Source organism: Pandoraea sp. PE-S2T-3, from assembly GCF_002179965.1.
Classification (GTDB): Bacteria; Pseudomonadota; Gammaproteobacteria; order Burkholderiales; family Burkholderiaceae; genus Pandoraea.
On the sequence record NZ_NGUQ01000018.1, the window covers coordinates 46,237 to 72,855 of the forward strand.

Genomic DNA, 26,619 nt, shown 5'->3' on the forward strand with positions numbered 1-26,619 from the left:
AACAAGAAGAGTCCCTATTGAGACATCGGAATGTTCTGAATTTCAACGAGTGCCCTAGAATGCGACTCTGAACGCGTGGTGCCCACATCGTCGGATAGCTAATCTGGTTCCCGTCGCGCCCCAAACGCGACCGGGTTTAGCGACCCGAATGATGGTATCCAGGGCACACAGCCGCAGCAGTTGCGGCTTTTGTGTGCGAGTGACCACGCACATCCTTTCCATGGGTGGGCCTGGATTGGGACACCTTCGGGTGTGCCGCTCAGCCTGGTCATCAGCGGTTCGCTAACCTAGTCCAGTGCCCGCCCACCCCTGCGCAATGCAGCGGGTGGCGGGGTCCAAGAATTGACTAGATCGAGGTTCCCCGCATGACTTCTCACGCTTCCGCAATTTCCTTATCCCGTAAATCGGCTGAAAAACTAAGCACGCTCTCCGAACGCATCTTCGCTCTCGCGGTATGCACCACCGACAGCGGCAATGAGATTCCAACCAGATTCCTGATCGCGATGTTCGGAGAGCTTGGCGAACTCGCTACGGAGCTCGTTAATGAGTGCCGTAAGTTGAGACCCAACGCCCAGACTTCCTAGTCCCGAGGCTGGATATCGGCATGTCGCGGGGATCTCTCTCCGCAGGCCATCTCGGATCAACACGCAGTGCCAAGATAGGTCGGATTTTTACCGCAGGAATGCAAAGGGCTCCCGCACGGGGAGCCCTTTGTTTATCTGTGGCGGGCCATTGAGGACAAATTTGGGCACTGGGAAGTTTCTCGCCAAATTTCTGATATTTTCCATAAAAATCAATCAGGTGGAAAAAATCGAAAGTAGACGTATACGAAGAAATCAACGAATACACCACCGCACACACATTCTGGAAGCCGCCGGCGGCACTATGTTTCCCCGCGACTGCCTCCGCAAGACTCCCGGTCCCCGTCGTTAACCCTTAAGCCCGGCAGGAGCAGAAAGTACGAGAAACTGCGCTTCTCCTGCGCTTGCGGAAGCCATTCTTGGCTTCCGCAAGCGGGGGAAGCTTGCTCGGTGTCTCGCTATTCTGAGACGATGGACAGGATGGTTGGCCATGTGCCGCCATTGGTCATATTGGCGAATCCATATTGCTCCACCATGCGACTGCCTTGCGCCGTTAGGCTCGCGCTGAAATCGAAGTGCAATTGGTCGCGATAAGGCGTCCTGGGCTGCCAATAGCCAACTCCTTGGTCCAAGATAAGTCTGGTCCTTTTTCCAGACGCCCATGACACCGCGACGACCCGACTATGCTGCAAGTCATATGTTCTCTTCTCCATTGTGACGAGAGGCTCCACAGAAACAAAGGTCTGTAGCCAGGCCTTGACCAGCTCCTTCAAATCCTCAGGGCGATTCCAGTCATGCTTGATACTGTTTCCTGATTCCATCGACTGGGGTTGAAGCGTCGCAATCTGCAGGCGTTGTAGTTCGGCATTCTTGAACAGCGACAGAAACCCACCCAATACCATCAAGGACCATGGTGATTTGAGGTATCGGTCGCTATAGCTCACTTCTACCGCATGGTCCGTTTCTAATAGGGTATTCAGTGAAGGTGCCTTGTCGCGAAGTAGCATCCTCAGTCGAGCCGCCAATGTCGACACTGGCCCGTTAAGCTCCGATGTGACCTCAAGTACGGTGGCTCCAGGTTCGCTGATGTACCAGCTCGCGACATCAAGCGGGGTCGCGCGAAAGGCTTTGACCTGCTCCGTAGATACCCATGTACTTGAATCGGTTGTTTGTAGCCAGCCCTCGCCCGGCAAACCAGACTCGTCCGTGATTGCAAAGAGCGTCTGTGCCGTGTCGCCCCGGTACATTTGCAGGATGCCAGGGACGCCAGACGTATCCCAATCGTCATTGCTCTGGCAAATGTGGACGCCAAGTTTGCTCAGGAAACTTAGACTCCGCTTGTTCTCCTCAGAGAGCAGCTCGAGCGACGGAATTGTGATGCGCACATCAAGCGAATCTTTTACTTTCCAAGTCAACACGTTGTCGCGGAATGCGGGAAGGGTTAGGTCCCACTCCTCGGGGGCACCCCGCAATAGGAGCTGAATCGCTGTCGCACCCTTGTTTATACTCTCCCGAATAAAGCGTTGCGGGCCAAAGGAACAGTAAGTTGCACCTGGGACGCGTTGCAAGGTTGGCGGCAGTTCGAGATGACTGAGAAATTCGCTGGTATTCAGCCAACGCTTTGCGGCATGCCTGTCCAGCTCGTCCCGTTCGACGCGGCTGTCCTGACTCGCGAGGCACGAGGGGCACACATTCTCGCAGTCAGCCGGACAGCACAACTTGTTAACCGCTCGCGTTAGCAGCTTTGTCACCTGCGGCAACGCTGTCAACACGAAGCCGGCGCCACCGCTCACTTGGTCAAAGAGCTGAATTACTGACCGAATCCTTCCCGTGCTTATGTCTTTGTCGAGGCGCGTGCCGACGCCCATTTCGGTGCTCGCAACGCCAATTTCATCCGCAATTGCATCACGCAAGGCAACTGCTAGCGTGGTTGCAATAATCGCGTCCTCCGAAGAATCACCGAGCCACTCTCCAGTCTTCGGGTTTCTCAGTACGAATTCGAGCACGTCGGTGGCCGTGTGATAGCCGAGATGGACTCCTGCCTTGACCGATGCGCCTGAGCACGTCTTATCCTTGCTACTTCCTTTCGTTCCGCCGACGGGCCGATGTAGTTTATCTGGCCGCAGCGACATGGGAACTTCGCCGCTGTCTGTCATCGACTCTGCCCTGCCACATGCGAGACAAATGGCGTACCCATTCTCATGTTCGCCCGAGGAGTGGTAGAACACGCTGCCGTTGTGGCCAAAATGCAAATACCCGCATCGGCTATCAGGGAGGGCCAGCGTTTCGCCATCAAGCTGGATTCTTGGGGGCGCGACCTTAATGAATTTTTGTGCACTCAGGTCATTGGTCGTGGGCTCGTAAAAGTCGGTGGCAAAGCCGGACGGACGAAGGACCAGCTTCCGCTCTGAAGCAAGAATCGAACTGGCGCATCGTGTGCATCGCATGTTGCTACTGTTCGAATAGGCGTTCTCGGTAACGCCAGTCGTACCGCAATGGGTGCACCGCCAGGCAATATCGAACTTCTGGGCTTCATTGATGACACCTCCAGAGTGCCAATGTAGCCCAATGCCTGCGGAGCGATAGACACGCCCATCTATGACGATTTGTCCGCCCGGCGCGTACTCCCGTATCGCGACATCCAGTCCGCGGGTCGGTTGTTCCTTCGATGTGAAGATATTGTCCTCGCGGCTCTTCTCTTCTCGTTGTCGGGCGCGTTCCTTAAAATCTTCCACGTTATACGTGTTCAGATTCACAACGTCTGTCGGAAATCCATAACCAGGCAGGAAAGTCCGGGCTGCTAGGTCACGCAGCAAGTACTCGTCCTCATGGCGCTTCAGCTCAAAGCCCAGAGCCTTTTTGTAAGGCTCGTCGGCCGCGGATGCCAGCAACTGTGTAAGGTTCTGGTGCTCAGCGCACCAACGCGATTGAATGGACTCGAGGGTCTCTACCGCTTCTTCGATGATTGATTCCAACAGACGCGCAGCCAAGCCGGTGCCGCGGGTGATGTCGGCAACGCGTTCCTTGAGGCCATCTGGTGTATTTCCTAGCCAGTCGACAAAGCGAGAGCACGCCGATGTGTCGCCGCCGCCGAAGAACCATTTCAGGCTAAGCTTCGTTCGGTCAGGCCCTGTGTCCCCCAGGGTACGCAGATATGTACCGAGAAGCATCGAATTGACGTGTCTCTGGACAATTCGCTCCGAACTGAGCGTGATGCCAGGGGCCGGAATTGCCGTTACGAACGGCCATTTCGGTTCCTGAAATGCCCGCTGGTTGTGTGGGTCCGCCTTGCACAACGTGTAGGCAATTGAACGGGCCTCGCTACGGCGGCCGGCACGACCCGCTCGCTGAAGATAATTGGCGGGATGTGGAGGCACGTTGTTCATAACGACCGCCGAAACACCGCCGATGTCCACGCCCATTTCCATGGTGGTGGAGCAGTTGAGCACGTTGATTTTTCCGCGCTTGAACATATCCTCATATGTTTCAAGTTTGGTAGACGACTGTTGTGCTGAGTGTTCTGCAGTGCGGTAGTAGAATCCGCCTTCCACGGTTCGGTCACTGATGTCGGTCCACAGGTTTTGCGCCCGAAGGTTCTGAACTTGTGAATTTTCGGCAGCGAGTCGGCGGACCTGTGTCAGTGCGGACTCAGCATCTCCACCCGGCGATAGCTGCGAGAACATCGGCATCTGAACCTTCGTACACAGGAAATTCCCCCCATGTGCGCTGTTCGGCAAGTACGGTGTCAGCCCGCGGAACGTAGTATCAAAGATTCTATAGGTGAGCGGGCACACCCAGCCGACCGAGGGAAGTGAGAACGTGAGGGTATTCAGATTGAGCGCGTACCCTCCTTCGAATTGCTCGAGGATTGTTGCACCGACCAAGGCCGACCACGCATGCTCAAGGAAGTGGTTAATAATGTCCTTGTCCTCCGCACGGGTCCGGTCTAGGTTACATCCAAGCTCAAGCAGTTTCACAAGACGGTGAGCTCTTCCTGGCTTGACCTGCGGCCACTTTTTTAGTGTTGAGCTTTCGACGGCTTCGCGTTTTGGCGGCGTAAGCGCTTTCGACGTGAATCGTCCGCCCATCCACCTCTGCATCGCTGGGTCGAGGCGAATGAATGTGTTCTCGCGAACGTAAAAGTCCAGGGACACCTTGAGAAAGTCCTTCCAGTCCTGAAGGGTAAGATTGCCGGCGGCGTCTCTGTTACCGCTTACGACTGGGCCTGCTTTGCGTTCGCACCATAATGGGGGAGCACTTGAAATCTCGTTGAGACCACTGTAGCCAATGGCTACCAAACCTAGCGTCTCCGTGCTGTTCTGATTCTTTGGTCTGCGGGAGTACTCTCTAGCAAGAAGAAGGCGCGCCATCGGTTGGGCTGCTTCGTGGCCGCCGAACAGCTCCGGATTTGCATACTTGTTGTAGTCCAGGATTGATTGAGCGATGTCTTTCGATGTCGCGAGCTCACTTACCATGTCCGCCCATGAGATTTGGCTGGCGATGGGCGTAGATACCCCGGACTTAGCTTCTTCCGCCAATTGCAGGAACCGCGTAGCCATGTCATGCATGCCGAATGATTTCGCACGCTCCGCTTCTTGAACTAACGCGTCGTACCCGAGTGTCGGGGTGTCTTTGGGTCTTGCGTCAAGCTTCGATTGACTATTGCGAAGTACTTCGAATACTAGACCGCGGAGGCGAGACCGTTCCGCTTCCTGCTGCATGCGCACGGCCATACGGGCAGTGCCCTGGCGACTGTCGGTGAATGTAATGAGTTTCCGCCCTCGTCCTGGTAGCTCCTCAGGCGACTTACTATCGCAGTCGTCGGGCATGGGGTCAGGACAGAACTCGAGGACGGTCGGCACCACGTTCGCGACATAGAAGGGGGCACCGAGGTATGCTTTGCGTAGGGCGCTTGGTGACTCCACAAAGCTCATCTCGCATTTGCTGCAACAGGACTGGGCTTCCGGGGCCACGAAGACCTCTTGCATCGCGGATGATGGGAGGACGCTAACAACCAGAGAATTCCGGTCGATTTGGAGTGAGAAATAGGGGGCACCCGGCGTACTCGAGTGGGGAGCCACGACAAATTTCTCCGCCGGCTGGCGCCGTCCCGAATGAGAGGGACGTTCTGGGCTCGCCTCATCTTCTGCAGGACTCTCATAGCTGAGGGAGAACTCATCGCCTGCGTAGGGGTTGCGTTGCTGCAATTGCCCGCCACGGTCTTCCGCGAGCAAGTGAGGCGTTCTGCACTCATCGCAAAACGCAAGCTCATATACGGGCGCATGACAATCGCAGCGCGAACGTTGCGTGACGTAGACATTGCCGAATGGCCAAGCGTCAAGGCTGGCTGGTTTCGCTGTGCATTTCGGGTCAACACAAGCCCAAAGGCCGTGCAGCATGCGCTGGAATAGGTGGGCCCGAACCTTGATAAAGGGCGGTCCGGATTCCGACCCCCGTGTTCCGCTCATCAAGTCAAGCCATGCCATCACTTCTCGCTGCTTCGCAGTGAGTGTATCGCTTTGCAGTGAGTCGCCGGCAATATGAACGAGCTCATTGAGGTCAAGGGGACGCCCCTGGCTTACGATGTGGTGGCGAAGGTTGCTGGAAAGCGGATGGTGTGCCAGGGCGGAAAAGCGACGGGCGGTTGCCTCCGAGTTCCGGTCGATGTCAGCAAGGTCCTCCAGGCTTCTGGCCTTGAGCTCCCCAACTCGAACGAGGTCAGGCACTTTTCTGGAGCCACCAATCACGACTACCTGTTCTGTGCGTACGCCGGCGAGACTCGCGAGGTACTGCTGTAGTCGCTCATTGGCATTCTTATCCGCGATGGTTGCCGAAGTTGCAACAAAACGAATTTCTTCGGGGTGCTTTCCAAATGCCTGGACCACGCGACGCAAAAGCAACGCAAGTTCGGCGGCCTGCGAGCCGATGTATGTGTGAGCCTCATCCAAGACTATCCAGCGCAGGGACCTACGCTGACGTGAAATGTCCAGAATTGGGGCGTCGACCTGACGAACGAGCATATATTCGAGCATGGTCGCATTGGTCATGAGCAGTGGCGGCGGTTCTCTCCTCAGGTGTTCGCGCGACAGAACCTCGTTGGGCTTTTCCTGCTGGAGCTTGCGAACTTCACTGGCGCTCTCGGCAGTTTTTCCGTTATAGAGGCAAAAGCGTATATCTGAGCCAAATGTCTTGGTCCATGCATGAAGCCGCTCGCGCTGTGAGTTGATAAGCGCGTTAAGTGGGTATAGGAACAGCGCGTGGACCCCAACGAGAGGCTTCCCAGATGCATCGCGCTCCCGTACTAGGTCATCAAGGATGGGAATCATGAAGCACTCGGTTTTGCCTGAACCAGTGCCACTTGTGATGACTGCGGATTTCGGTGTTGGCCCGAGAAGCGTCTCCCACGCCGTCAGTTGGTGCACGTACGGATGGCTGGCTGCTGCGAAGCGGTAAGGAGGGGGCGCGCTTTGCAGGGTGTCCACCAGCGTCTTCGAAAGCAGCCTTCCACTAAGGTCACCAAACGTGGCCTCCTCGCTTTCCTGCCATCCGAAGGTATGCTCAAAGACCGGTGGAGCCAGAAAGCAACCTTCGGAACCCAGTTCATCGTTCATTTGCTCGCCTAGGTGCCTTCGCAAAGCCTCATCATTGACGCCAAGGATGCTTAGGGTCGCTTCGCGCGTGCGATTCAGGCTTTGTTCCACCAAGGTTGTAAAGTACTTCATCTCACTCCCCTACGCTTTTGTAGCTGCGAGTAAATAGGAAACCATGATGCTGTGAACGGGCGTGTACCAACCATCCCTGTCAAAATCCGACACCATCTTTATTGCAAATTTGACATAGGAGCGGGAGCGGTTAGCTTTGAGTTCGTCTATGGTTGTCAGACCGGCTGTCACAAACGCCATGAATATTGGAAGCAATGTGACCGCGTCCGAAAAATCGACCACTGAGAGACTCGTCACTGGCTTGGGAAGCGGCTGTCGCCTTATCCATTCCTTCAGTAGAAAACCGAGGTCCGTTGGCCAACGATTGTTCGCTTCGTGAGTTCGGCGAAGCTGCTGGTACCAGCCTGGCAGGATGGCTTCGATGGGGAGCCTGCGGAGGTTCTTGGCGTTGCTGGTCTCTAGGTAGTTGCCGACTTCCCTGAACCCGGATACCACGGCAGGGAGCATCGCCTGGCGGTTCTTCAAGACACTTTCCAGAAAAACGGCAGGCACGCCCTGTCGTATGAGCCATTCACGGAACTGAGCGTATGCGCTCGCCCACCCTGGCAGCGATACGCATTCCCATATCACCGCAAGCTCATCCTGAATACGCAGGCAGAACGGCTCATCCAGCTCGAGTCGAAACACCGCAATGGCGAGCGCCTTTTGATTGCGCGACAGTGCGAGCCACGCTTCAAACGCCGAGAGGGGAAGATGCCGGTAGTGCTGTCTAAGGTCTGCAAGATACTGCCAGCCGCTATGGTCCAAGTCGGAAGCCATCTCTGCAATCTGCTCATTGATGACATCCGGTTGGCTAACGGGATGAAAGACCTGTGCCGCTGTATGCAGAGAGCGAATTTGGTCTGGGATGCTTGCAGCAACCTCTGGCGCATGCAGCGCAGGGCGAAACTGCGTCGATGATTCCGTGGCGGGATAGATGAGCCACGGGCCATCGCTCAGCATCGCAGCGGGTATTCTAAATCTGCCAGTCCCCACGCTTTCGCTCGTAATTTCGCTAATTTTGATGGGGGTCTGTTTGGGGTCCGCAAGTAACATCGCCTCGACGGAAACGTCCGTTACAGACGAAGTCTCGGACGGACCCATAATGGCAAATACGGATTGGCCTTCCCATCGAAGGGCGCCGTTGTAGCGCCGGACGCGGAAGTTGAGATGCGGCTTGTCAGTCTCGACCGTGACGCGTAAGAAAGCATCTTGGTCGTTAACCGCGCCCAGCATCTGCAGCATGTCAGCTTGATAGCTAAAGAGGCTCGACAGGACTGGTGTGTGACCCGCCTTGATGAAGTAGTGCCGGGTACATCGCCCTTCTCGGTCATTCAATTCGAGCTGCAGACAGAATTCCGCACCATTGGTCGCCGAGGTGGACAATGCCACGCGAAGGCCGAGTAGTTCGGCAAGGGTGAAGTCACGACGCGAAGTGGCCTTCCCGTCTGGACCAATCAGCCTGGCACCGTGGTATGGAAAGGGTAGCCTGAACTGAATTGAGTCAACTCCGGAATTTCCGCAGGCTTCAAGTGTTAGGTAAGAAGGTGGGGCATTACTGAGGGGTTCCAGTAAAATTGACGTGTCTTGGTCGCCAGCCTCTATCCTGCTCTTGATTGCACTTTCGATGACCTGCAGTTGGAGGAGCCCAGCATTCTTCACCACAAGTCGCGCCGGCCTGTTGCCATAGGCAGGAAATGCCTGTATTGCGAATCCGGAGGGCACAACGCCAAAACGACGCTGAAGCAGGACCTCACCGGTTGCGTTCCTTGCGGTATAGCGAATACCGCCTATGTGTTCGGCGACGTTTGCAGGGACGACCAGCCGGCGATTTGCATATTGTTGAATTGAAGATGAAGGCTCTTCGCCGCTGAGCAGGGGCTCAAGACGAGGCCAGCCAGCATAGACCATCTGCGGAACAGACTCGTACGACGTCAAGTGACCCTTTAGATGGAGCGCGCTTCGTCGCCCCTCAGGGCATTTCGGAGTTACCGTGTACCGGTCACCGACGTCGGAGAAGAGACGCAGTTCGTCGGATGTTTCAAGCCAGAGCGCATCTTCCGTTTCGCCGCACACATTAACGGGACCGCTGCAGTCATAACTGAATTTCTTCGGGATGCGAACGCGCACCCGCTCGCTGGCTGTCGAACATGACGCGCTGGCAACGAACCACCACTCGTCGCCTCGACATTCAAACACTAAGGGGAGTTCCTGCACATCGATTGCTCCTCCCTCAAAGCGAACCACATGTGCAGTACTACCATTTGCAAGCAGCTGGAGCGTGAGTTCATCACTTAGCTGTGTTCGGTTAAGCGAGACCTGGTTTCGCAAGAAGCGCACATGCAGCCCAGACTCCCCATCCCTTAGTTGGCCGTACGCGGTGCCAGCTGGCGCACGGAGCCGGTCGCCTTCGAAGAAGGCGAGCTCGAACCGTGTGGTACTGAAGCGATGCGGGTCGATGGGAAGTTGGACCTCGCGAGGAATCGTAACTTCGGAGCGTATGCACCAGCCATCTGGCAGGTCGAGCAAGCGGTGATTGCATCCGAATACCCCCGTTCCAGCCTGCTCTACCTCTCGCTCTGCATGGTGCAGCTTCGCATCTCGCAGCCACTCACTAATCAGTCGCCGCGCATTGTCTTCATCCAGGGGAAGCGGAAAATCTTTGCGCCACCCCGGGTATTCCTGGTCCAGTAGCTGGACTGGGTCCGTCTTACCCTTGAGCGGGTATCGGGTTGCCAGGGACATCAATTGCTCGACGATTCCGGCAAGCAGTTGGCGTGTCTCGAGTGTGCGAAAAGTCTGCGGAAGGTCTTGCTCGAAGTCGGCCAGTAAATCGGCAGTCGTCCGGTGGCCGTTTTCCGTCCTGTAGAAATACTTCAAGCCTCTTCTGACAACTTTCCCGAAGCCATGCGACTCGCTTTGAACAAGTGGCCAAGGAAGTCCACCCTCAATGAAGAGCGAGCCGAGAAGATTGTCTCTACCTCCGTGGTATTGTCGAATCGGGCGTTTCCAGTACTGATTAAGGCCTTGGCGTACGAGTTCGCCATGCTGCGCCGGCGTAAAGCTACAGCCCAATCGGCTCTCAAACGGCGCCCAGGCCCATCCGCCGTCCGTCGCGTCGTACTCACGCCGGAAAGACTCCGCTACGAATAGGCAAAAACCGGCCGCCCAGGATAAACCATATGTCGAGTGTGAGGCGTGCCCATGATTAAGCCGAAGGACTTCCTCAAGTTCTCGAAACTCACTCGGCGCGACTTGGTATCTATACAGAGGCAAGCCTGAGGGACCCTCGGATAGGTCTCTGACGAAAAGAAACTCTAGCAGCCATGCTCGAACGGGCGAAATCGTCCGCGATACATTCGTCATGCCCTCTCCTCGGGTCTTTTGGTGTGCCTATGGGGGCGTTGCGAGGCCGAGTTCTTGGCCGAGAAGGCCCATCCTAAAGCAGGGGCGCGAGTGCTATCCCTCAATTCTCCGTTCAGGCGGAGTCGTCGGTGTTCGGGGTATCGAGCCAGTTTAGCGGAACCAACTTCTTGCCGTTCCGCCACTCTTCGACGAGGTGTACACCTTTCAAGCCCCCCCAAACGTCTGGGCTGGCGTGGTCCACGACAATAATCTGGAAGTCGCCCGGAAGGGTGGTCGTCGCCTTGCCGAACACGTCGAAGAATCGACTGACCGCCTGTGCATCCTCGTCGGCAATCCGAGGCTCAGCTTCAGGTTTTTTGGAACGTCTAGTGGCCAACTTTCTCGGAAAGTAGACTTGACTCGGTTGGTCGTAGACCATCAAACCCGGAACGGGGGAACGCTTCAAACGCACGAACAATGCGTGAAGCGCAATCGTCGCTGCAACGTGATAGGTAAGCCAATTTGCGCCACTCCCCAACTGCCAGAGGAAGTCGGAGCGTCCGTCGTCGCCACGCACTTTTACAGTGAGCTCCCTAATGTCGAGTTGCAACTTGGCGTCTGGGTCCTCCGCATCGAGCTTCGTCGCGAGCTTCTCCATTGACTTGGCGAGGCGCCTCAACGCCTTAGAGAGTCGGTCCTCATAGTTGTGATTCTGCAGTTCCCCTTGGAGTTTCAGAATACTCTCCATGAGAGCGTCAATCTCTTTCGCAGCGGCGGGATTCTCTCTTGCGTTATACAGGACGAGAGCCTGCTCCATTGCACCGAGAAAGCGCGCTATCTGATTTGTCTGCAACCGCTGTTGCTTTGCCCGAGCACTTCGCTGTTCGATGCCCCTACGGCGAACATTGACGGCACCGAGCTTATCAGTAAGCGAGCGCATGCTTTCGTTCAAGGATGCCCAGTCCCTGTCGAAGACTACCGGGGCCTTTGACACTCGCCGCGCGTCGGTTTCAACAACCGCCAGAGCATCGCACATAGCATCTACAGCTTGAGTATGGGACTCCAGAGACTGGGCACACACGGGGCATGATGTCTGCTCCGACCCTTGCGTCTGGTTTCGTAACCACCTGGAAAGGGAAAGCCGTTGCTTCTTCGCGGTCAGTGACAAATCGTACTGACCTACGGACTTCCGTAGGTCTGCAAGTCGGTTCAATCTATGCCTTACCTCTGTGAGCTCCGCGTTCAGCGTGGCCTCCTCATTCTGCAACTCGGCATACTCTTTCGCGGAATCTTCGATGGCATCTGGAGACAATGGGCGTTCGGGCACGTCACGATGTACAAGCGAATTCAGCAATGATAGAAGGGCCGCCTCTTCCTTGAGTTGAAGGGCGCCATTTCCGACGAGACCGAGTTCGTGCGCCTCTCCCACCCAGTTGGCGAGATTTGCTTTCCAGGTTTCGGAGGCGGTGGCATATGCCTTCATTTCCCTCTGCTTCATGCGAAGCGCGCGGTTGAGCGATTCCAGCTCCCATTCCTTCTCCAGAATTTCTGGTGTTGTCGCCCCCAAAACGTACGGAAAAATAGCCCGAAGCTTCTCTCGATACGCCGTGGTATCGGCTCGGTAGAACAGCACATCGGGGTTGGCGACAACGTTTTGCGGCTGAAAGCAGAAGGCCATCAAGTCGCGGAAGCTCGGTCGGCCGGAAAATCCGCTCCCTTGATTTTCAGCATCCGTCCCCAGCATCGTGAGTTGCGCCAGACGGTCAAGCATAGTCTTCACTTGCTTGATGTTCGTATTCCCTTCTGGAATGACTTGCGGGACAGCGATCTCATCAAACTCGGCCAAGTACATTTCAGTGGGGCTATTGAGCTGCCCCGGCTCGGGGCGAGCCAGCAGCTTCTGCCCCTCATCGGTCTGAATCACAATGCCAAACCAAGCAACCGCTTGTCGAATGACACCGACAGGAATCGTGCAACGGTCAGATGCAAGGCAGTAGTCAATAATCGGAATGATGGACGACTTACCCGTCTTTGAGGCCCCCGTAATCACATTGGCCATGTTGGGCTCGAAGGCCACGCGTCGAGGCTCGTGACCGGCTTTTCGCGGCCAAAGGACAATTTCAAGGACTTGCAGCTTCAATTCAGAGCTCCAAATTAAATACGAAGCAGAACTCACGCAGCGATACTTGGCTCGCCCAGGCCCCGAGCTTCTCGGCTGCACCGAGCATGCGTTCGGCTCCAGCCTCCTTCAGGGTCGGTGCACTCGTGCTCAGAGGCTGCATCAACGCACTTTTGACATCCAACGATACGAGCCCAGCACGTATGGCAATTCCGACGGACTCCTGTGACAGTGCGCGCATTGCCAGCACCGAATCCTGTAACGACGCGGCAAGCGCATCTTGCCCGGCCACCTTCTCTTCGACTTTTCGCAACCCCTTATACGAAGAGGCCACTGCGTCTAGCGCGGCCCTATTGAAAAGTAACGGAACGACCAAAAATGCATACGTTAATGGAGCCCTGCTATGTCTGCCGTCGGCTATGTATCCGCATACGAACCGCCAGATGAGCGTTGCACCAAGGCCTGGGTTTTGTATTTGCTCAACGTCGTTCATGAGCATGGTCAGCCACCTTCCTTCCGTTCAGCATTCAAAAGCCCTTCCCAGTCCGGGTGCCAACCAATCCTCGGCTCGTTGGCTATCGCGTGGAAGCTGCCGTGCAAAAAGAACGCCGGCACAGGAACAGACTCCACTTGGGCGCGCCCGTCAAGACAGCGAAACAGAATCTCAACCCCGCGGACGACGGGAGACGCTTCCGACTTGGTACGCTGAATGTGGGAGCGACTGAGCTTCCACATGTCAACCAAGTCTGCTTCGTACCTTTCAATATTCGTCTTATTAAGAAAGCCATCCTCACTCCATATGACTCTCTGCGCAGACGCACGTAAGAAGTGGTTAACATGCACTTCGATTTCATCGTTATTCAGCTGGAGCAGGTTCAATTGGCGCACGTAAGTGCTGTCGACAAACTGCGCGGCAATCTGCTCGCTTGTAACGTCAATTTGACTTTCTGGGAAAGCTATCAGCCTGCCTGCAATGCGCTGTGTGACATTCAGTCGCTGCTTCCTGAAATCGTTGTACGGTATCCGCGCGGGTTCGCCTTTTTTGATTTGCTTCATCAGCCGAGTCTTAACCCAACCCAAAAGACTATCGGTGAGGTCGTGTACATGATTGTCAGCGACGCCGCGTGAAAGCTCTAGCTCCACGTCCTCAATTGGAGAGGACTCCGCCTTCTCGAGCGTGAAATCCGTGACGATGCTTGCGATTAGCTTGTCGCTATGGGAGAACAAACGAATAAGCTGAGCCTGCAGTGCTTCTCCGACACCGTCTTCACCGGGTTGCTCAAGCTTGGATTTCATTTCTTTGCGCAGCTTGCGCACCAGCTTGTCCGCTTCAGGGGCAGACTCGCAATCACTCAAACGTTGAACCCACGCCCCGTCGTATGGCTGGGCAACGTACAGGATGTACTTACACCCCTCAGGGAGCGTCCCGTCCTGGCGAGCGGCCACCCAATTAGCAAACGTCTTCCAAAGCGATGGTGAACCGTCCGAAATTGGATTGTGCGCGAGTCCGCTTTTGTCTTCCTCTGAAAGCGTTTCACTGCCCCCGGCACGGGAGACATCTCCCAATTCCTCAAATGCAACAACATCACCGGGATTGGCTCGAAGGAGGTGCCACAACACGCGCACGACCTGAACGAGGTATCCATACGCTTGCCCAGGAGCAGTTGTCTTTCTCTTTTTCCCTGTTGTCATACTGGTCGCGAATCTGCTTACGCCATGTGCGGCAATTATTGGACATGAAAAAGGGAACCTATTGACGATACCGCCTACTTCGACGGCATCGTCACAGCCAGATGTTTTTCGAGACCACCGACTTTCATCACCCTTTAACCGGCGGCAAACACATCCCCCGATATGTTTGCGCGCGCCACTACAGCATTGAGATACAACATCAGATTTTGATTATATGGTAGAAAATCTAATGCCGGCATAGTCATTTCGCCAACCACAAAATTTGGGTCTTTAATTGAAGCGTTAGGTTCCAGACAGTCCAAACTGATTTGCCTACAGCGAATTTCACACGATGTGTAGGTGTATCTGGGGCCGCACTGAGGATGCGCCCTCACCACTACTCGACCATTCTTGACGGCCATGGCCGGTATCAAGCGGTATCTTCGAATTTGAATCGTTTCATTTCCCATGAAATCTTCGTTGCCTTACGCCTCGCGCTTCCATCTTCGCCGGCGCGTTGAGCTTCTCAAGGCAGCCCCTAGTGTTCGACCTACCTCACGCCTTGGTGGTCAGTACGCCCGTCAGCATGAGCGACAACAACTACATCACCGACGCTCATCATCCATGACAGGGTGACCGTCACTGCCCGACGGCATTGCGCGCAGCGGTTACATCCTTGCTTGAATAGTGTACGTCTTGAGGGGCTAGGAGTCCGTGCGCGCTCACCAATTGGGCTAGGGTCTCTCGGGCCGGGAAGTGCATCTCTCTCGAAAGCAATGTGGTTTCATCGCACTTGAGAAGTTTCAAAAGCTATGAAACTCCGTGATACCTGGAGGTCTTGGCGAAAATGACTAGGTATCCCGGACCCCACGACGTCCTCCGTTTGGAGACGCTGGCTAGCCCGGTACGGTTCTATACGATTCGCGCGGATGGGCACCTGAGCTTATCGCTGCTGAAAGGCTCGGAACTTCAGATGCCACAGAACCACTCAAGAATTGCCGCGCTACGCCCTTCAAGTCCCCGATGTTCGCCATGGGTTAAGTTTGTTGTTGTACGACCTGCAAAGTTAACACCTTATCGCGGCGTCGGTTGTCACCGTAAGCGGCAAAAATGTGCCTCTTACGATAGATTTTTCCAGTTAAGAGGCACATTTTTTCCGCTTACGCCGAAGCCCAACGAACATCGAGGGAGGCAGGTCTCCTGAAACATTAATTAAAGTAAATTCTCACATAATATTAAAATTAAAATTTAACAAAACAACGCGAATTTAAAATATCCGAATAACATGAAAATCGCACTTTCATCAGACGGCGCATACCATCAAATCATTGATTATTAAATGAATTTATTCTTGACTTGATTTTTTTAAATAATAAAATTGAATCTGAATTTATCTTGATAATTTCTATGTCATCAATGTCGCGACAAGGAGGTGCCATGAAAATCGCCGGAACTGACCGACCGAACAGAACGTGAGAACGCATAGGTATGTTATGCGGACGGGAGCCTCCCACGTCATTGACGCTCGCCAGAAGCCACCCAGTTGTGCTGGGGCAATCAGTACGCGTGACAAGAGTTCGCCCTCGGATGAGCTGCTCGAGCTGCGTTTTCTGCTGTCGGACACCTTGACGTTGCGCTGCGAGTGTTACTTGCACACTGATCGCTGGTCGCTTTTGGAAACAAGCCCGCAATTTCGATATTTTGCAAGACGAGTAATCGAGCGAATTGCCGCTGAGCGCAGCCAAGAATCAGGAGGCCATTATGGAAAATCAGAAGGAATCTGACGTTGCAATCTTTGTCTTCTTGTATGCGCGAGTTTCCACCGAACGACAAGCGGTAAAGGACTTATCTATTCCAGACCAGCTCAATAGGATGCGGATGTATTGCGAGTCTCGCAATTTCGTTGTTTTAGATGAGTACGTTGATGAAGGTCGAACTGCAACCGACGATAACCGTCCAGCATTTCAGGCGATGATTGATAGTGTAATGAACAATGATAAAAAAATTCATGCGATAGTTGTTCATTCGTTCTCAAGAGCGTTTAGAAATGTAACCGATTTGGCGCTATACCTGCGAAGTCTTAGCCAAGCCGGAACTAGACTCATTTCTGTCACTCAAGATGTGGATGACAGTCCGATTGGCCGTTTCGTCACTCTGTTCTATGGTTTGGTTGATGAAATGAATTCGGCTGAGAATTCAAAGCACGTAAAACGTGCTCTCAAGGAAAATGCGCGACGGGGGTTTTTTAATGGCAGTCGACCACCATACGGATACAGAACGACTGAGACAAAAGTCATTGGGCGCACAGGCTATCGGAAAATTCTAGCTTTGGACGACGACGAAGCGGCGATAGTACGGGAAATTTTTGACCTCTACGAGGGCGTCGGCGTGCCTGCTCCGATGGGTATGAGGAAGATTGTTGAGTACATGAATGCGAAATGCCTGTGCCGCGGGCAACTCTGGAGGGTCCAGAAGATTCAGAAGATATTAAGCGACCCTGTCTATACGGGCGTTTTCGAGTTCGGCGCTCGATGGAAGCTTCACAATCGAAACACAATGCCATCTGGTAGCTACGGAGTAGCCTTGGATAAGGACGATGACTCCGTTGTATCGGTTCCGGTACCAGTTATCGTCGACAAGGACAGATTCCAGCGAGTAGAAGTCAGACGAGCAGCTCGAGCTCCACGAAATACGCCCCCATTGCACGTGGCCCCCAGAACATTGCTCACAGGACTCTGCCATTGCGGGTACTGCCAATCGTCGATGCACATCGTTACGGGAAAGAGCGGGCGCTACCGCTATCTAAAGTGCAGTAGGCGCCACACGATTTCAGGCTCAATTTGTAGGAGCCCAAATGTGCCTTATGAACGCTTTGAGAAGATGATTCTCAAAACGGTTGCGGAACACGTTCTGTCCGAACGCAAACTGAAGACGATTCTCGATGATTGCTGTACTCACGCGGACCGCTTTGCGAAACACCAGGGGACAGAGCGCCGTCAAATTACTGATGCGAGAGCAAAAGTTGAGCGAAAACTCACCAACCTTTACAGGCTCGTCGAGGATGAGAAGGTGAGAATCGATGGCAGTCTGGGGAGGCGCATCCAGTCTTGGCAGGATGAGCTGAAGAACTTAACTGTGAAGCTGAACAGCATCAGGGTCCCCGTTACTCTGTCCGCGAACATCGCTAACAGTATCGACGTCGGCACGTTCCGCGCTGCAGCAATTGCCCTTTTGGAGGACTCTAGTAGCGACGACGCAAGAGCATTTATGCACTTGGTGGTCGGGGAGATTCGAGTCTACGCGGACGAAGCCAGCGTATCAGGGCCGAACATCGGAGTTTTGGAGGCGGCCCTAGCACACATGAGGGCAACTATGCCGGCGGTGCCCTCATTTATGAGTAACTGGCGGAGAGAGGGGGATTCGAACCCCTAATAGGCTATTAACTTACATAGCAAACGAACAATTCCATAGTAAATTCATATAGCTACGCCAGCTTCACTGTGTCACAGAATTGTCTAAACCGTTCCCGCAAGTGCTTGATATGACTCGTTTCGTGTAAGTTGAAGGACACACAATTTCCCGCGAGAGCCAGCCTTCGCTCGCGCAAGGTTGCCTACACGTCCGTGAGTCGCGAAAGCACTCGGCAGGGAGAGCCAATTTTCTCCCCCACGACACCGAGCATCTCTCGCAGAGCCTTGTCCGATGTAACGATCACATCGCAGTGCGCGATGGCCAAGACGCCGAATTGGATGTCAACTCCATCCGATCGTCTCAGCTTGCGCTGACCGGCTATTCGATGCCGATAGATCTGCTCTTCGGCGTGGAGTGTCGGGCAGTGACAGTACACATCTTCGATCTGTTGGAGTAGGAAGTCTACCAACGCTTCGCGTCGTCGTAGATCGACAAATTTGCCGTTGGCCTGATGCCGCTCGGGAAGCAATTCCAGCAGCCACTGCCTGTCAATCAGCTGCTCGTCTCGTTCTACTACGCCGGCCGCAAAAGCTTGGCGGCCGGCGTCGGCGGCCGCCGGTCCATCATCAAGCGCATCGTCAAGTTCTACACGCAGATCCGAACGAGCAAACATCTCCACGCCATCGCGAAAGCTTTCGCCCACGAGAGGTGTCGCCTGGCTGTCCGGGCTCGTGTAAGTGGCCCACATCTGAGCTGGCGTGTCGCAGAAAGGTCTGATCTCCTCGAGACGATACGGCTCGTCGGGGTGATTGGAGGCTGCGTATCGGACGATCTCTTGCACCTGAACAAGGCGCGGGTTCACACAATAGATCGGCACGACGTCCGAAATGAACTCAATACAACCTTCCCTCGTGTCCTCTCGCTCGGCCCGGGCTGTTTCGTACATGTTCCAAACCGAAACCGCAAAGCGGTAATCACCTGCCTTGACGATCTCTGTGGCTCGTGCGCGCTCGACATCTGCGTCAGCAACGCGGGTCCCCCCCGCTACGTCGGAGACAAAGTTCTGATCCAGATAGATGACGCCCATAGTGTGCCGATGATGGATTCGTGTTGTCTTGCGACATCGAGCATGCCGGTTACCAGCGGAGCGCGATAAGGCGTCCCACTGCCAGCATCGTAACGGCGAAAATCCGGCGGGTGTCGGGAAAAAGGTAACCGAAGTAACCGACCCTCTATAGTCGGCCTCAAACCCACACCAGCAAAGCCTTTCAGCGATTTAAATAAAAGGTAACTTTTCAATTCTTACACTCTCCTTAAAATCAACAACTTAGATCTCGGTTACCTTTTGGTTACTCTCGGTTACCTTTGAAAGGTAACCAGTGAAATCCTGTATTCATGCGGGTTTCGAGGCAGTTTCTCGAACTGGTTACCCCGGTTACCTTTTTCCCGACACCCGCCGTGGAATAGCTTCGCCCGTTATACGCCGGTCGCGGGTTCGATCTACGTGGGCTTAGGGGGCTTATCAAACGGGCGTGAGAGGTGCCACGAGCGCTTAACGTCAATCTTCGACGCGAGGAAATCCAGGATGGGCGTCGCGAGTGCCGTCGGTGACGGAAACAACACGATGTCGTGCCAGATCGTGCCCTTTGATAGCCCCGTCGCTTTGCGGTCAGCTGACTTCATGTGAATCAATCGGTCACGCATCTTCTCTAAACGATGAAAGTCTTGCCAGGAGCGATGGCTCCTCGGTGAAGCAATTTTGAGAGCTTCCGGAATAACGACGCCGAGCTTTTCCGACAACGCTAACCGACGCTCAATGGCGTCCTTCCGGAGGGTTTCAGCAACACCGTTTCGCTCGCGTGTATAACAAAAATCGTCAGGGATCACTTCATTAGCAAACGCCTCAATCGCGGTATATGCCGCGATGACCGACGTGAACATGCTTTCGAAATAGCGAGCCATCTCATCATTGCTCGCGAAGTTGGCCTGCTTCGCCAGTCCAGCGAAAATGTCGCGCTCTTCCCCTATGGTTCGCGCCGCCTGAAACTCTCGATGGGCCATGCTCAGGAATAGCGCCGTCGCATTCGGCACGTGGAAAAAGAGTGTCCGTTTCTTTGCTGCCAATGGGACTGTTACCGCCTGTGTAATGATCGTCCCCTTTTTGACTACCTGTCCGCTCCAAGGAAGTATCGCGTCCTCGGCGACCTTCGCCTGAGTGTGCAGTCTCCAATCCTTCGCATCGTCGTCCAAGCGATCCCCCGATTTCTTCATGTGATGGGCGATTATCGCAATTGCACAAGCTTGGCGCATGAAAGTGCACACTGTTTTTGCACCCGAAAATGCCCCTTCCCGCCAATGCTGGCGGGCCTCGGCGTCCAGCGCCAAAGTGCATAAAAAACGTTGTATCAAGCGGGCAGGCGTGGCGGGGTCATGACCACGCGCGCCGGGAGAAGGTGCAGGCAAGCGACGCGGAGTCGCTTGAGCAAGCACGTGCCCTGCTCTCGCACGCGGATAGCAGAACAACACAGCAAATCTAACGGTGGAAGGTCGAGCGAGTGAATTCGCTCAAGAAACCGGGTTGAATGACACAACGCTCGGCTTATGACACAAACGGGTTTCAGGCGCTAGCCGGAAACCCGTTTGGAATATGTGGCGGAGAGAGGGGGATTCGAACCCCCGATAGGCTATTAACCTATACACGCTTTCCAGGCGTGCGACTTAAACCGCTCATCCATCTCTCCTGAAGAGTCGCGCATTATAGCAGGTCGCCGGGAATATCCCACCCCCTTTCGCCGCTACCCCTTCAAAATTTATTCCTTACGGGCGCCGCAGGTGGTCCACCAGATGCTCGTCCCGTTCGCTCGGGCGCCCGCCCAGCAAGCTGAACAAGATCGCCACGGCGAACCCGACCGGCACGCCGAACGCCCCGGCCGCTATCGGATCCACGCCCCACCAGCGGGCTCCCGCAAAGCCTGTCAGTCGGGTAAAGAACGGATACGTCGTCATGATGTAGTACACGCACACCAGCAACCCACTCACCATCCCGGCCGTCGCGCCCAACCGCGTCGTTCGCTTCCAGAACACCCCCAGCACCAACGCCGAGAACAGGCACGACGCCGCCAGCGAAAACGCCGCGCCCACCAGAAACAGAATATTGCCCAGCTTCAACGACGTCACGTAAGACGCAAACATCGCCACGCACAGCAACAGAATCTTCGACGTCGTCACCCGCTTCTGGCTCGACGCATTGCGATCCACCATGTGGAAGTACACGTCGTGCGACAGCGCGTTCGCAATCGTCAGCAACAACCCGTCCGCCGTCGACAGCACCGCCGCCAACGCGCCCGCTGCCACCAATCCTGAGATCACATACGGCAGCCCCGCTATCTCCGGTCCGGCAAGCACGAGCATGTCCGGTTGCATCCAGATTTCGCCCCACTGAACCACGCCATCCCGATAAACATCCGAAATGTCCAATTGCACCGGCGTCGCGTGCCGCCACTGCATCACCCATCCCGGTAAGTTCTCGTATCGCGCCCCGACCAGATGCAGCAGCACGTCGTACTTGAGCATCACCGCCAACGCCGGCGCACTCACGTACAACAACGCCACAAAGAACAGCGTCCAGCCCACCGAGCTACGCGCCCCCTGCACCGTTGCTGTCGTGCCGTACCGCGTGAGAATGTGCGGCAAGCTCGCCGTGCCAATCATCAGGCACACCATCAACAACAGGAAATTCAATCGCTGAGAACTGCGCGTCGTCTCGTCGCGCGCCGGGAATGGCTCCGTCATTGCATGCGGCGGCTCACTGCGCTCCGCATACTGATTGCGCAACTCCAGCCATTGGTTCTGCGCGTCTCCTACATCGCGCGGGAACGCATCCAGCTTCGCTTCCAGCACCTTCACATCGCGCAGCGGTCCGTTGTGGCGCTTCGTATCGAGCAACTGGCGCTCCAGCTCCGCGCGCTCGGTGTAGAAGCTGTCCGGCAGACCGTCCAGCCGGCGCTGCATCTGCTCGCCCTGCTCCCGGTAATAATCGCGCACCTCTCGCTCGGGAATCGACTGCTGAATCTCTCGCTCCAGTGCCTCCACCTTTGCCAGCGCCTGCCCGTAGCTGAACTGCGGAAACCAGCCATGTCCCGTCTGGTGCCCGATCATCGCCGTCGGCACCAGAAACGCCGTGATCATGATGATGTACTGCGCCACCTGCGTCCACGTCACCGCGCGCATCCCGCCGAGGAACGAGCACACCAGAATGCCCGCCAGCCCGAAGAAGATGCCGATGGTGAATTCCACCCCGATGAAGCGCGACGCGATCAACCCCACGCCCTGAATCTGCGCCACCAAATAGACGAACGAACACAGAATCGTCGAGAACACCCCCAGCGCCCGCACGACATTGCTGTCGTAACGCGTGCCGAGAAAGTCGGGCACGGTGTAGCGCCCCATCTTGCGAAGGTACGGCGCCAGCAGAAACGCCACCAGACAGTAGCCGCCCGTCCATCCCATGACATAGGCCAAGCCGTCGTAGCCCGAGACGTACAACGAACCCGCCAATCCCATGAACGACGCCGCACTCATCCAGTCGGCCGCACACGCCATGCCGTTGAACACCGGTGGCACGCGGCGTCCTGCAACGTAGTACTCCGTAGCATCTGACGTTCTGGAAATCAGTCCGATCACCGCGTAGACGGCAATGGTGACGAACAGAAACGCGTAACCGATCCATACGCCTGGCCCGTTGACCCGCTCAAGCAAGCCGATCATCAGCACGAACGCGAAGAAACCCGCCGTGTAATACAGGTAGTAGCGCAGCAGTCTGCGCGTGTAACTCATCGGGAAGTCGGCGCCGACGCGGCGCGAGAAGTCATGCGAGAAGAAGCGGAAGCAGTGCCCTGCGCGCCGCCGGACATGCCGGAAACCGCAGCATCGCCAAGCCCAAGGCTGTCACTGTGTGCACGGCGCAAAATTTGCAGGTCAGCGCGATATCGTGCGTCGTTACGACGCTGGATCAACGCATAGATGACGATTAATCCGATATCGATAAGGATCGAACCCTGCGCCCCCATGTAGAACGGCAACGGCCAGCCGGCAAATCGCACTGACATCCATTCTCGCGCCCAGAACTGCGGAACGAACGTCACCACGAAGCCGATCGTCATCAGCGCCGCCACCAGCCACAAGGTGCGGTGCCAGTGACGCGCCGCAATCGCGGCCGCTTCTCGATGCCAATGCGAATCGCGTGGCAAACCGTCGGTCAGTGCGGACGTTGCTGACAGATCACCGGCATCGGTTTTCGGGGGATTCACCATCGACGCACTCCGGCGTTCCGCAACACCGACGTACCGCCAGCACGCAGCGGAAGACTCATCATCGCCATGTTCCGAGGTGCAGCAATGTCTACGCGCCATGGGCGCTCACGGGGCCCGTCAAGTCCTGACGGAACCCCACAGACATTGCTTCGAGGAAGTTGTCTCGGCTTTCGCAGCCTGCGGCACTGTACCCGGATCAATCTCCGCGACACAGTTGCCGCAGCCAACTCACTGCGCTTGCTTCAACTGATCGAGAATCGCCGGGTTTTCAAGCGTGGAGGTGTCCTGCGTGATCTCCTCGCCCTTCGCGATCACGCGCAACAGACGGCGCATGATCTTGCCCGAACGCGTCTTCGGCAGGTTGTCGCCGAAGCGGATGTCCTTCGGCTTGGCGATCGGTCCGATCTCCTTGCCCACCCAGTTGCGCAGTTCGAGCGCCAGTTGCTTGGCTTCATCCCCCGTCGGGCGCGAACGCTTGAGCACCACGAACGCGACAATCGCCTCGCCTGTCGTGTCGTCCGGACGGCCCACCACCGCAGCCTCCGCCACGATCGGATTCGCCACCAGCGCCGACTCGATCTCCATCGTGCCCATGCGGTGACCCGAGACGTTCAGCACGTCGTCGATGCGCCCCATGATCGTGAAGTACCCGGTCTTCGCATCACGAATCGAACCGTCGCCGGCCAGATAGATCTTTCCACCCAGCTCCGGCGGGAAGTAGCTCGACTTGTAACGCTCCGGGTCGCCCCAGATCGTACGAATCATCGACGGCCACGCGCGCTTGATCACGAGCATGCCACCCTGACCGTTCGGCACGTCCTGCCCGGTCTCATCGACAATCGCCACGTCGATCCCCGGCAGCCCCAGCGTGCACGAACCCGGCACCAGCGGCGTCGCGCCCGGCAGCGGCGTGATCACATGACCGCCAGTCTCCGTCTGCCACCACGTATCGACGATCGGGCAACGGCCGCCGCCAATGTTCTCGTAGTACCACATCCACGCTTCCGGATTGATCGGCTCACCAACCGACCCGAGAATGCGCAGCGACGACAGATCGTATTTCTTCGGATGCACGTCCGGTGTCTGCTCGGCCGCCTTGATCAGCGAACGAATCGCCGTCGGCGCGGTGTAGAACACCGACACCTTGTGGCGACCGATCATCTCCCAGAAACGCCCGGCATTCGGATACGTCGGCACGCCTTCGAACACGACCTGCGTCGCACCGACCGCGAGCGGGCCGTAAGCGATGTACGTGTGGCCGGTAATCCAGCCGATATCCGCCGTGCACCAGAAAACGTCGTCCGGCTTGATGTCGAACGTCCACTGCATCGTGAGCGACGCCCACAGCAGATAGCCGCCCGTGCTGTGTTGCACACCCTTCGGCTTGCCCGTCGAGCCCGACGTGTAGAGGATGAACAGCGGATGCTCCGCGCCCACCCACTCCGGCTCGCACTGATCCGATTGCGTCGCGACCAAGTCTTGCAGCACGTGATCACGGCCCGCCTGCATCGTCACGTTGCCGCCGGTACGGCGGTAGACGATCACCGACTTCACGTGATCGCAGCCGCCCATCGCCAGCGCCTCGTCGACGATGGCCTTGAGCGGCAGCGCCTTGCCGCCACGCATCTGCTCGTCGGCGGTGATGATCGCCACGGCGCCGGCGTCGATCGCGCGCTCGTTCAGCGACTTGGCCGAAAAGCCGCCGAACACGACGGAGTGCGTCGCGCCGATCCGTGCGCAGGCCTGCATGGCCACGACGCCTTCGATCGACATCGGCATGTAAATCACGACGCGGTCGCCCTTCTTCACGCCCTGAGCCTTGAGCGCGTTCGCAAAGCGGCTCACGCGCGCCAGCAGGTCGCGGTAGGTAACCGGGGTCACCGTGCCGTCGTCGGCTTCAAAGAGAATGGCGTTCTTGTCGCCCAGACCGGCTTCAATCTGGCGGTCGAGACAGTTGTACGACGCATTGAGCTGACCATCTTCGAACCACGTGTAGAACGGGGCGTTGGTCTCGTCGAGGACTTTGGTGAACGGCTTGTGCCAGGCCAGATTCTCGCGCGCCTGACGCGCCCAGAATCCCTCGTAATCCTTCTCGGCCTCGGCGCACAGCGCCTCATAGGCGGGCATGCCGGAGATGTTCGCTTTGGCGACAAGCGCCTGCGGCGGCGCGAAAATGCGCTGCTCCTGCATTACCGATTCAATTGCTGCCATGAGTTGTCCCCTCTTATGGATATGCAAAAACGATTGCAATCAAGCCAAAACAAATCGCTAACGCCACATTAAGACGAGCGACTTACTAACGCCTTACACTGGTGCACCCGCGTGACGTCTCTCGCGTGCGGGACTCACGCAAGCGCGTCACTGCGGTGCAGCAGACCGTGGCGTATTCGCTACAATCCTACCCGCATCATCCCTATCCCGCCAACCCCGGACTCGCCCGGAGCGCCCGTGAATTCGACCTCTTCGTCCCAATCCACGCCTTCAGCCCACGCGTCGGCATCGTCAACCGACCGGCTGTTTGCCCGCTTTCCGAGTTTCGCGCTGGCCCTGGCCATGACCTTCGTCGGCACCAATGTCGGCATCGGCAAAACCATGGTCGCCGTCATGCCCGTGGCCGCCTTCGCCCTCTGGCGCTTCGTGATCGCCGTCATCGCCCTCACCCCGCGTTATCGCCCGGCGAGAATGCGGCTCGTCACCCGGTCGCAATGGCGCAACCTTTTTGTGCAGACGTTCTTCGGGACGTTTCTCTTCACCCTGCTGATGCTCTATGGCGTGCGTCAGACCACGGCGACCGCCGCCGGGGTGATTACCGCCACGCTGCCCGCCTGTGTCGCCCTGCTGTCATGGGCTGTGCTGCGGGAACACCCGTCGCGGCGCACGCTGGTAAGCATTGGGCTGGCCATCCTCGGGGTTGCGCTGCTCAACCTGTCGCGCGGCGACGCGCACGGGGCGGGCAGTGGCAGCGGCTCCACTGGCAACGCGTGGCTGGGGAATCTGCTAGTGCTCGGCGCTGTGGTGTGCGAGGGGATTTACGTGATCGTCTCGAAGCGCCTCGCCTCGGAACTCTCGGCGATCGATATCTGCGCGTACACCCATCTGCTCGGCGGGGCGATGATGCTGCCGCTCGGCATCGTGGGGTTGATGGCCGTGGATTACTCGGTACTCACGCCCGGCCATTGGGCCCTCATCGTCTGGTACGGGCTCGCCGCGAGCGTGTTCTCGTTCTTCCTCTGGATGCGCGGCATTCGCCACGTGAGCGCCCAACTGGCGGGCGTTTTCACTGCCATGGTGCCGGTGGCCGCCACGGCCTACGGGGTCGTGTTTCTCGGCGAACAGCTGACGTTCACCCAAGGCGCAGCGCTGGCGCTGACGGTCTCGGGCGTCGTGCTCGCCGCCATGCCCGGCGCGGGCGCCAGCAAGAAACTGGCCGCTGCCCCCACGGATAAGGGCGGCTCGCCCGGCAAGACGTTGTAAAATGC

The 26,619-nt window shown here is 56.6% G+C and carries 12 protein-coding genes and 1 tRNA gene; 2 read left to right on the forward strand and 11 right to left on the reverse strand.

Translation table 11 applies throughout. The annotated features are described in order from the left end of the window. Positions 1-1,039 precede the first annotated feature (1,039 nt). The 5 genes from CDV46_RS15665 to CDV46_RS15685 all read right to left on the reverse strand — a co-directional run bounded on the left by CDV46_RS15665 (position 1,040) and on the right by CDV46_RS15685 (position 14,438). On the reverse strand, positions 1,040-7,303 hold the full coding sequence (locus CDV46_RS15665) for a DEAD/DEAH box helicase (protein WP_087723517.1): 6,264 nt from the start codon (positions 7,301-7,303) through the stop codon (positions 1,040-1,042). A 9-nt stretch (positions 7,304-7,312) separates the two neighbouring features. After that, on the reverse strand, positions 7,313-10,648 hold the full coding sequence (locus CDV46_RS15670) for an STY4851/ECs_5259 family protein (protein WP_217896746.1): 3,336 nt from the start codon (positions 10,646-10,648) through the stop codon (positions 7,313-7,315). 112 nt (positions 10,649-10,760) lie between these two features. Continuing rightward, the gene (locus CDV46_RS15675) at positions 10,761-12,767 is read right to left on the reverse strand and encodes a DUF3732 domain-containing protein (RefSeq protein WP_087723522.1); all 2,007 of its coding nucleotides are present in this window, start codon (positions 12,765-12,767) and stop codon (positions 10,761-10,763) included. Position 12,768: 1 nt separating this feature from the next. Further along, positions 12,769-13,245, reverse strand: a complete 477-nt coding sequence (locus CDV46_RS15680) for a three component ABC system middle component (protein WP_087723524.1) — start codon at positions 13,243-13,245, stop codon at positions 12,769-12,771. A 2-nt stretch (positions 13,246-13,247) separates the two neighbouring features. Then, complete coding sequence (locus CDV46_RS15685) at positions 13,248-14,438, reverse strand: ABC-three component system protein (protein WP_140413391.1); 1,191 nt, start codon at positions 14,436-14,438, stop codon at positions 13,248-13,250. Positions 14,439-16,178: 1,740 nt separating this feature from the next. Between CDV46_RS15685 and CDV46_RS15690 the strand changes: the two genes are divergently transcribed. Beyond that, a complete protein-coding gene (locus CDV46_RS15690; protein WP_087723528.1) occupies positions 16,179-17,849 on the forward strand; it encodes a recombinase family protein in 1,671 nt (556 codons plus the stop codon). Between the two features lie 181 nt (positions 17,850-18,030). On the opposite strand, the gene CDV46_RS15695 is transcribed toward CDV46_RS15690, so the two are convergent. From CDV46_RS15695 to acs, 6 genes are all read right to left on the reverse strand, one after another. Next, a complete protein-coding gene (locus CDV46_RS15695; RefSeq protein WP_087723530.1) occupies positions 18,031-18,915 on the reverse strand; it encodes a hypothetical protein in 885 nt (294 codons plus the stop codon). A 413-nt stretch (positions 18,916-19,328) separates the two neighbouring features. Next, positions 19,329-20,318 (reverse strand): hypothetical protein, encoded by a 990-nt coding sequence (locus tag CDV46_RS15700; protein WP_176399095.1) that lies wholly within the window; start codon positions 20,316-20,318, stop codon positions 19,329-19,331. A 160-nt stretch (positions 20,319-20,478) separates the two neighbouring features. Further along, positions 20,479-20,569 (reverse strand) — tRNA-Ser (locus CDV46_RS15705). 76 nt (positions 20,570-20,645) lie between these two features. Then, entirely contained in the window at positions 20,646-22,664 is a 2,019-nt protein-coding gene (locus CDV46_RS15710) for a sodium:solute symporter family protein (RefSeq protein ID WP_087723534.1), read from the reverse strand. After that, entirely contained in the window at positions 22,661-23,140 is a 480-nt protein-coding gene (locus CDV46_RS15715; protein WP_087723536.1) for a DUF4212 domain-containing protein, read from the reverse strand. Before CDV46_RS15715 ends, CDV46_RS15710 begins: the two co-directional genes overlap by 4 nt. A 228-nt stretch (positions 23,141-23,368) precedes the next feature. Beyond that, positions 23,369-25,351: an acetate--CoA ligase gene (gene acs, locus CDV46_RS15720; RefSeq protein ID WP_087723538.1), complete on the reverse strand. Its 1,983-nt coding sequence runs from the start codon at positions 25,349-25,351 to the stop codon at positions 23,369-23,371. Between the two features lie 303 nt (positions 25,352-25,654). Between acs and CDV46_RS15725 the strand changes: the two genes are divergently transcribed. Continuing rightward, entirely contained in the window at positions 25,655-26,614 is a 960-nt protein-coding gene (locus tag CDV46_RS15725) for a DMT family transporter (RefSeq protein ID WP_254916110.1), read from the forward strand. Positions 26,615-26,619: the final 5 nt, after the last annotated feature.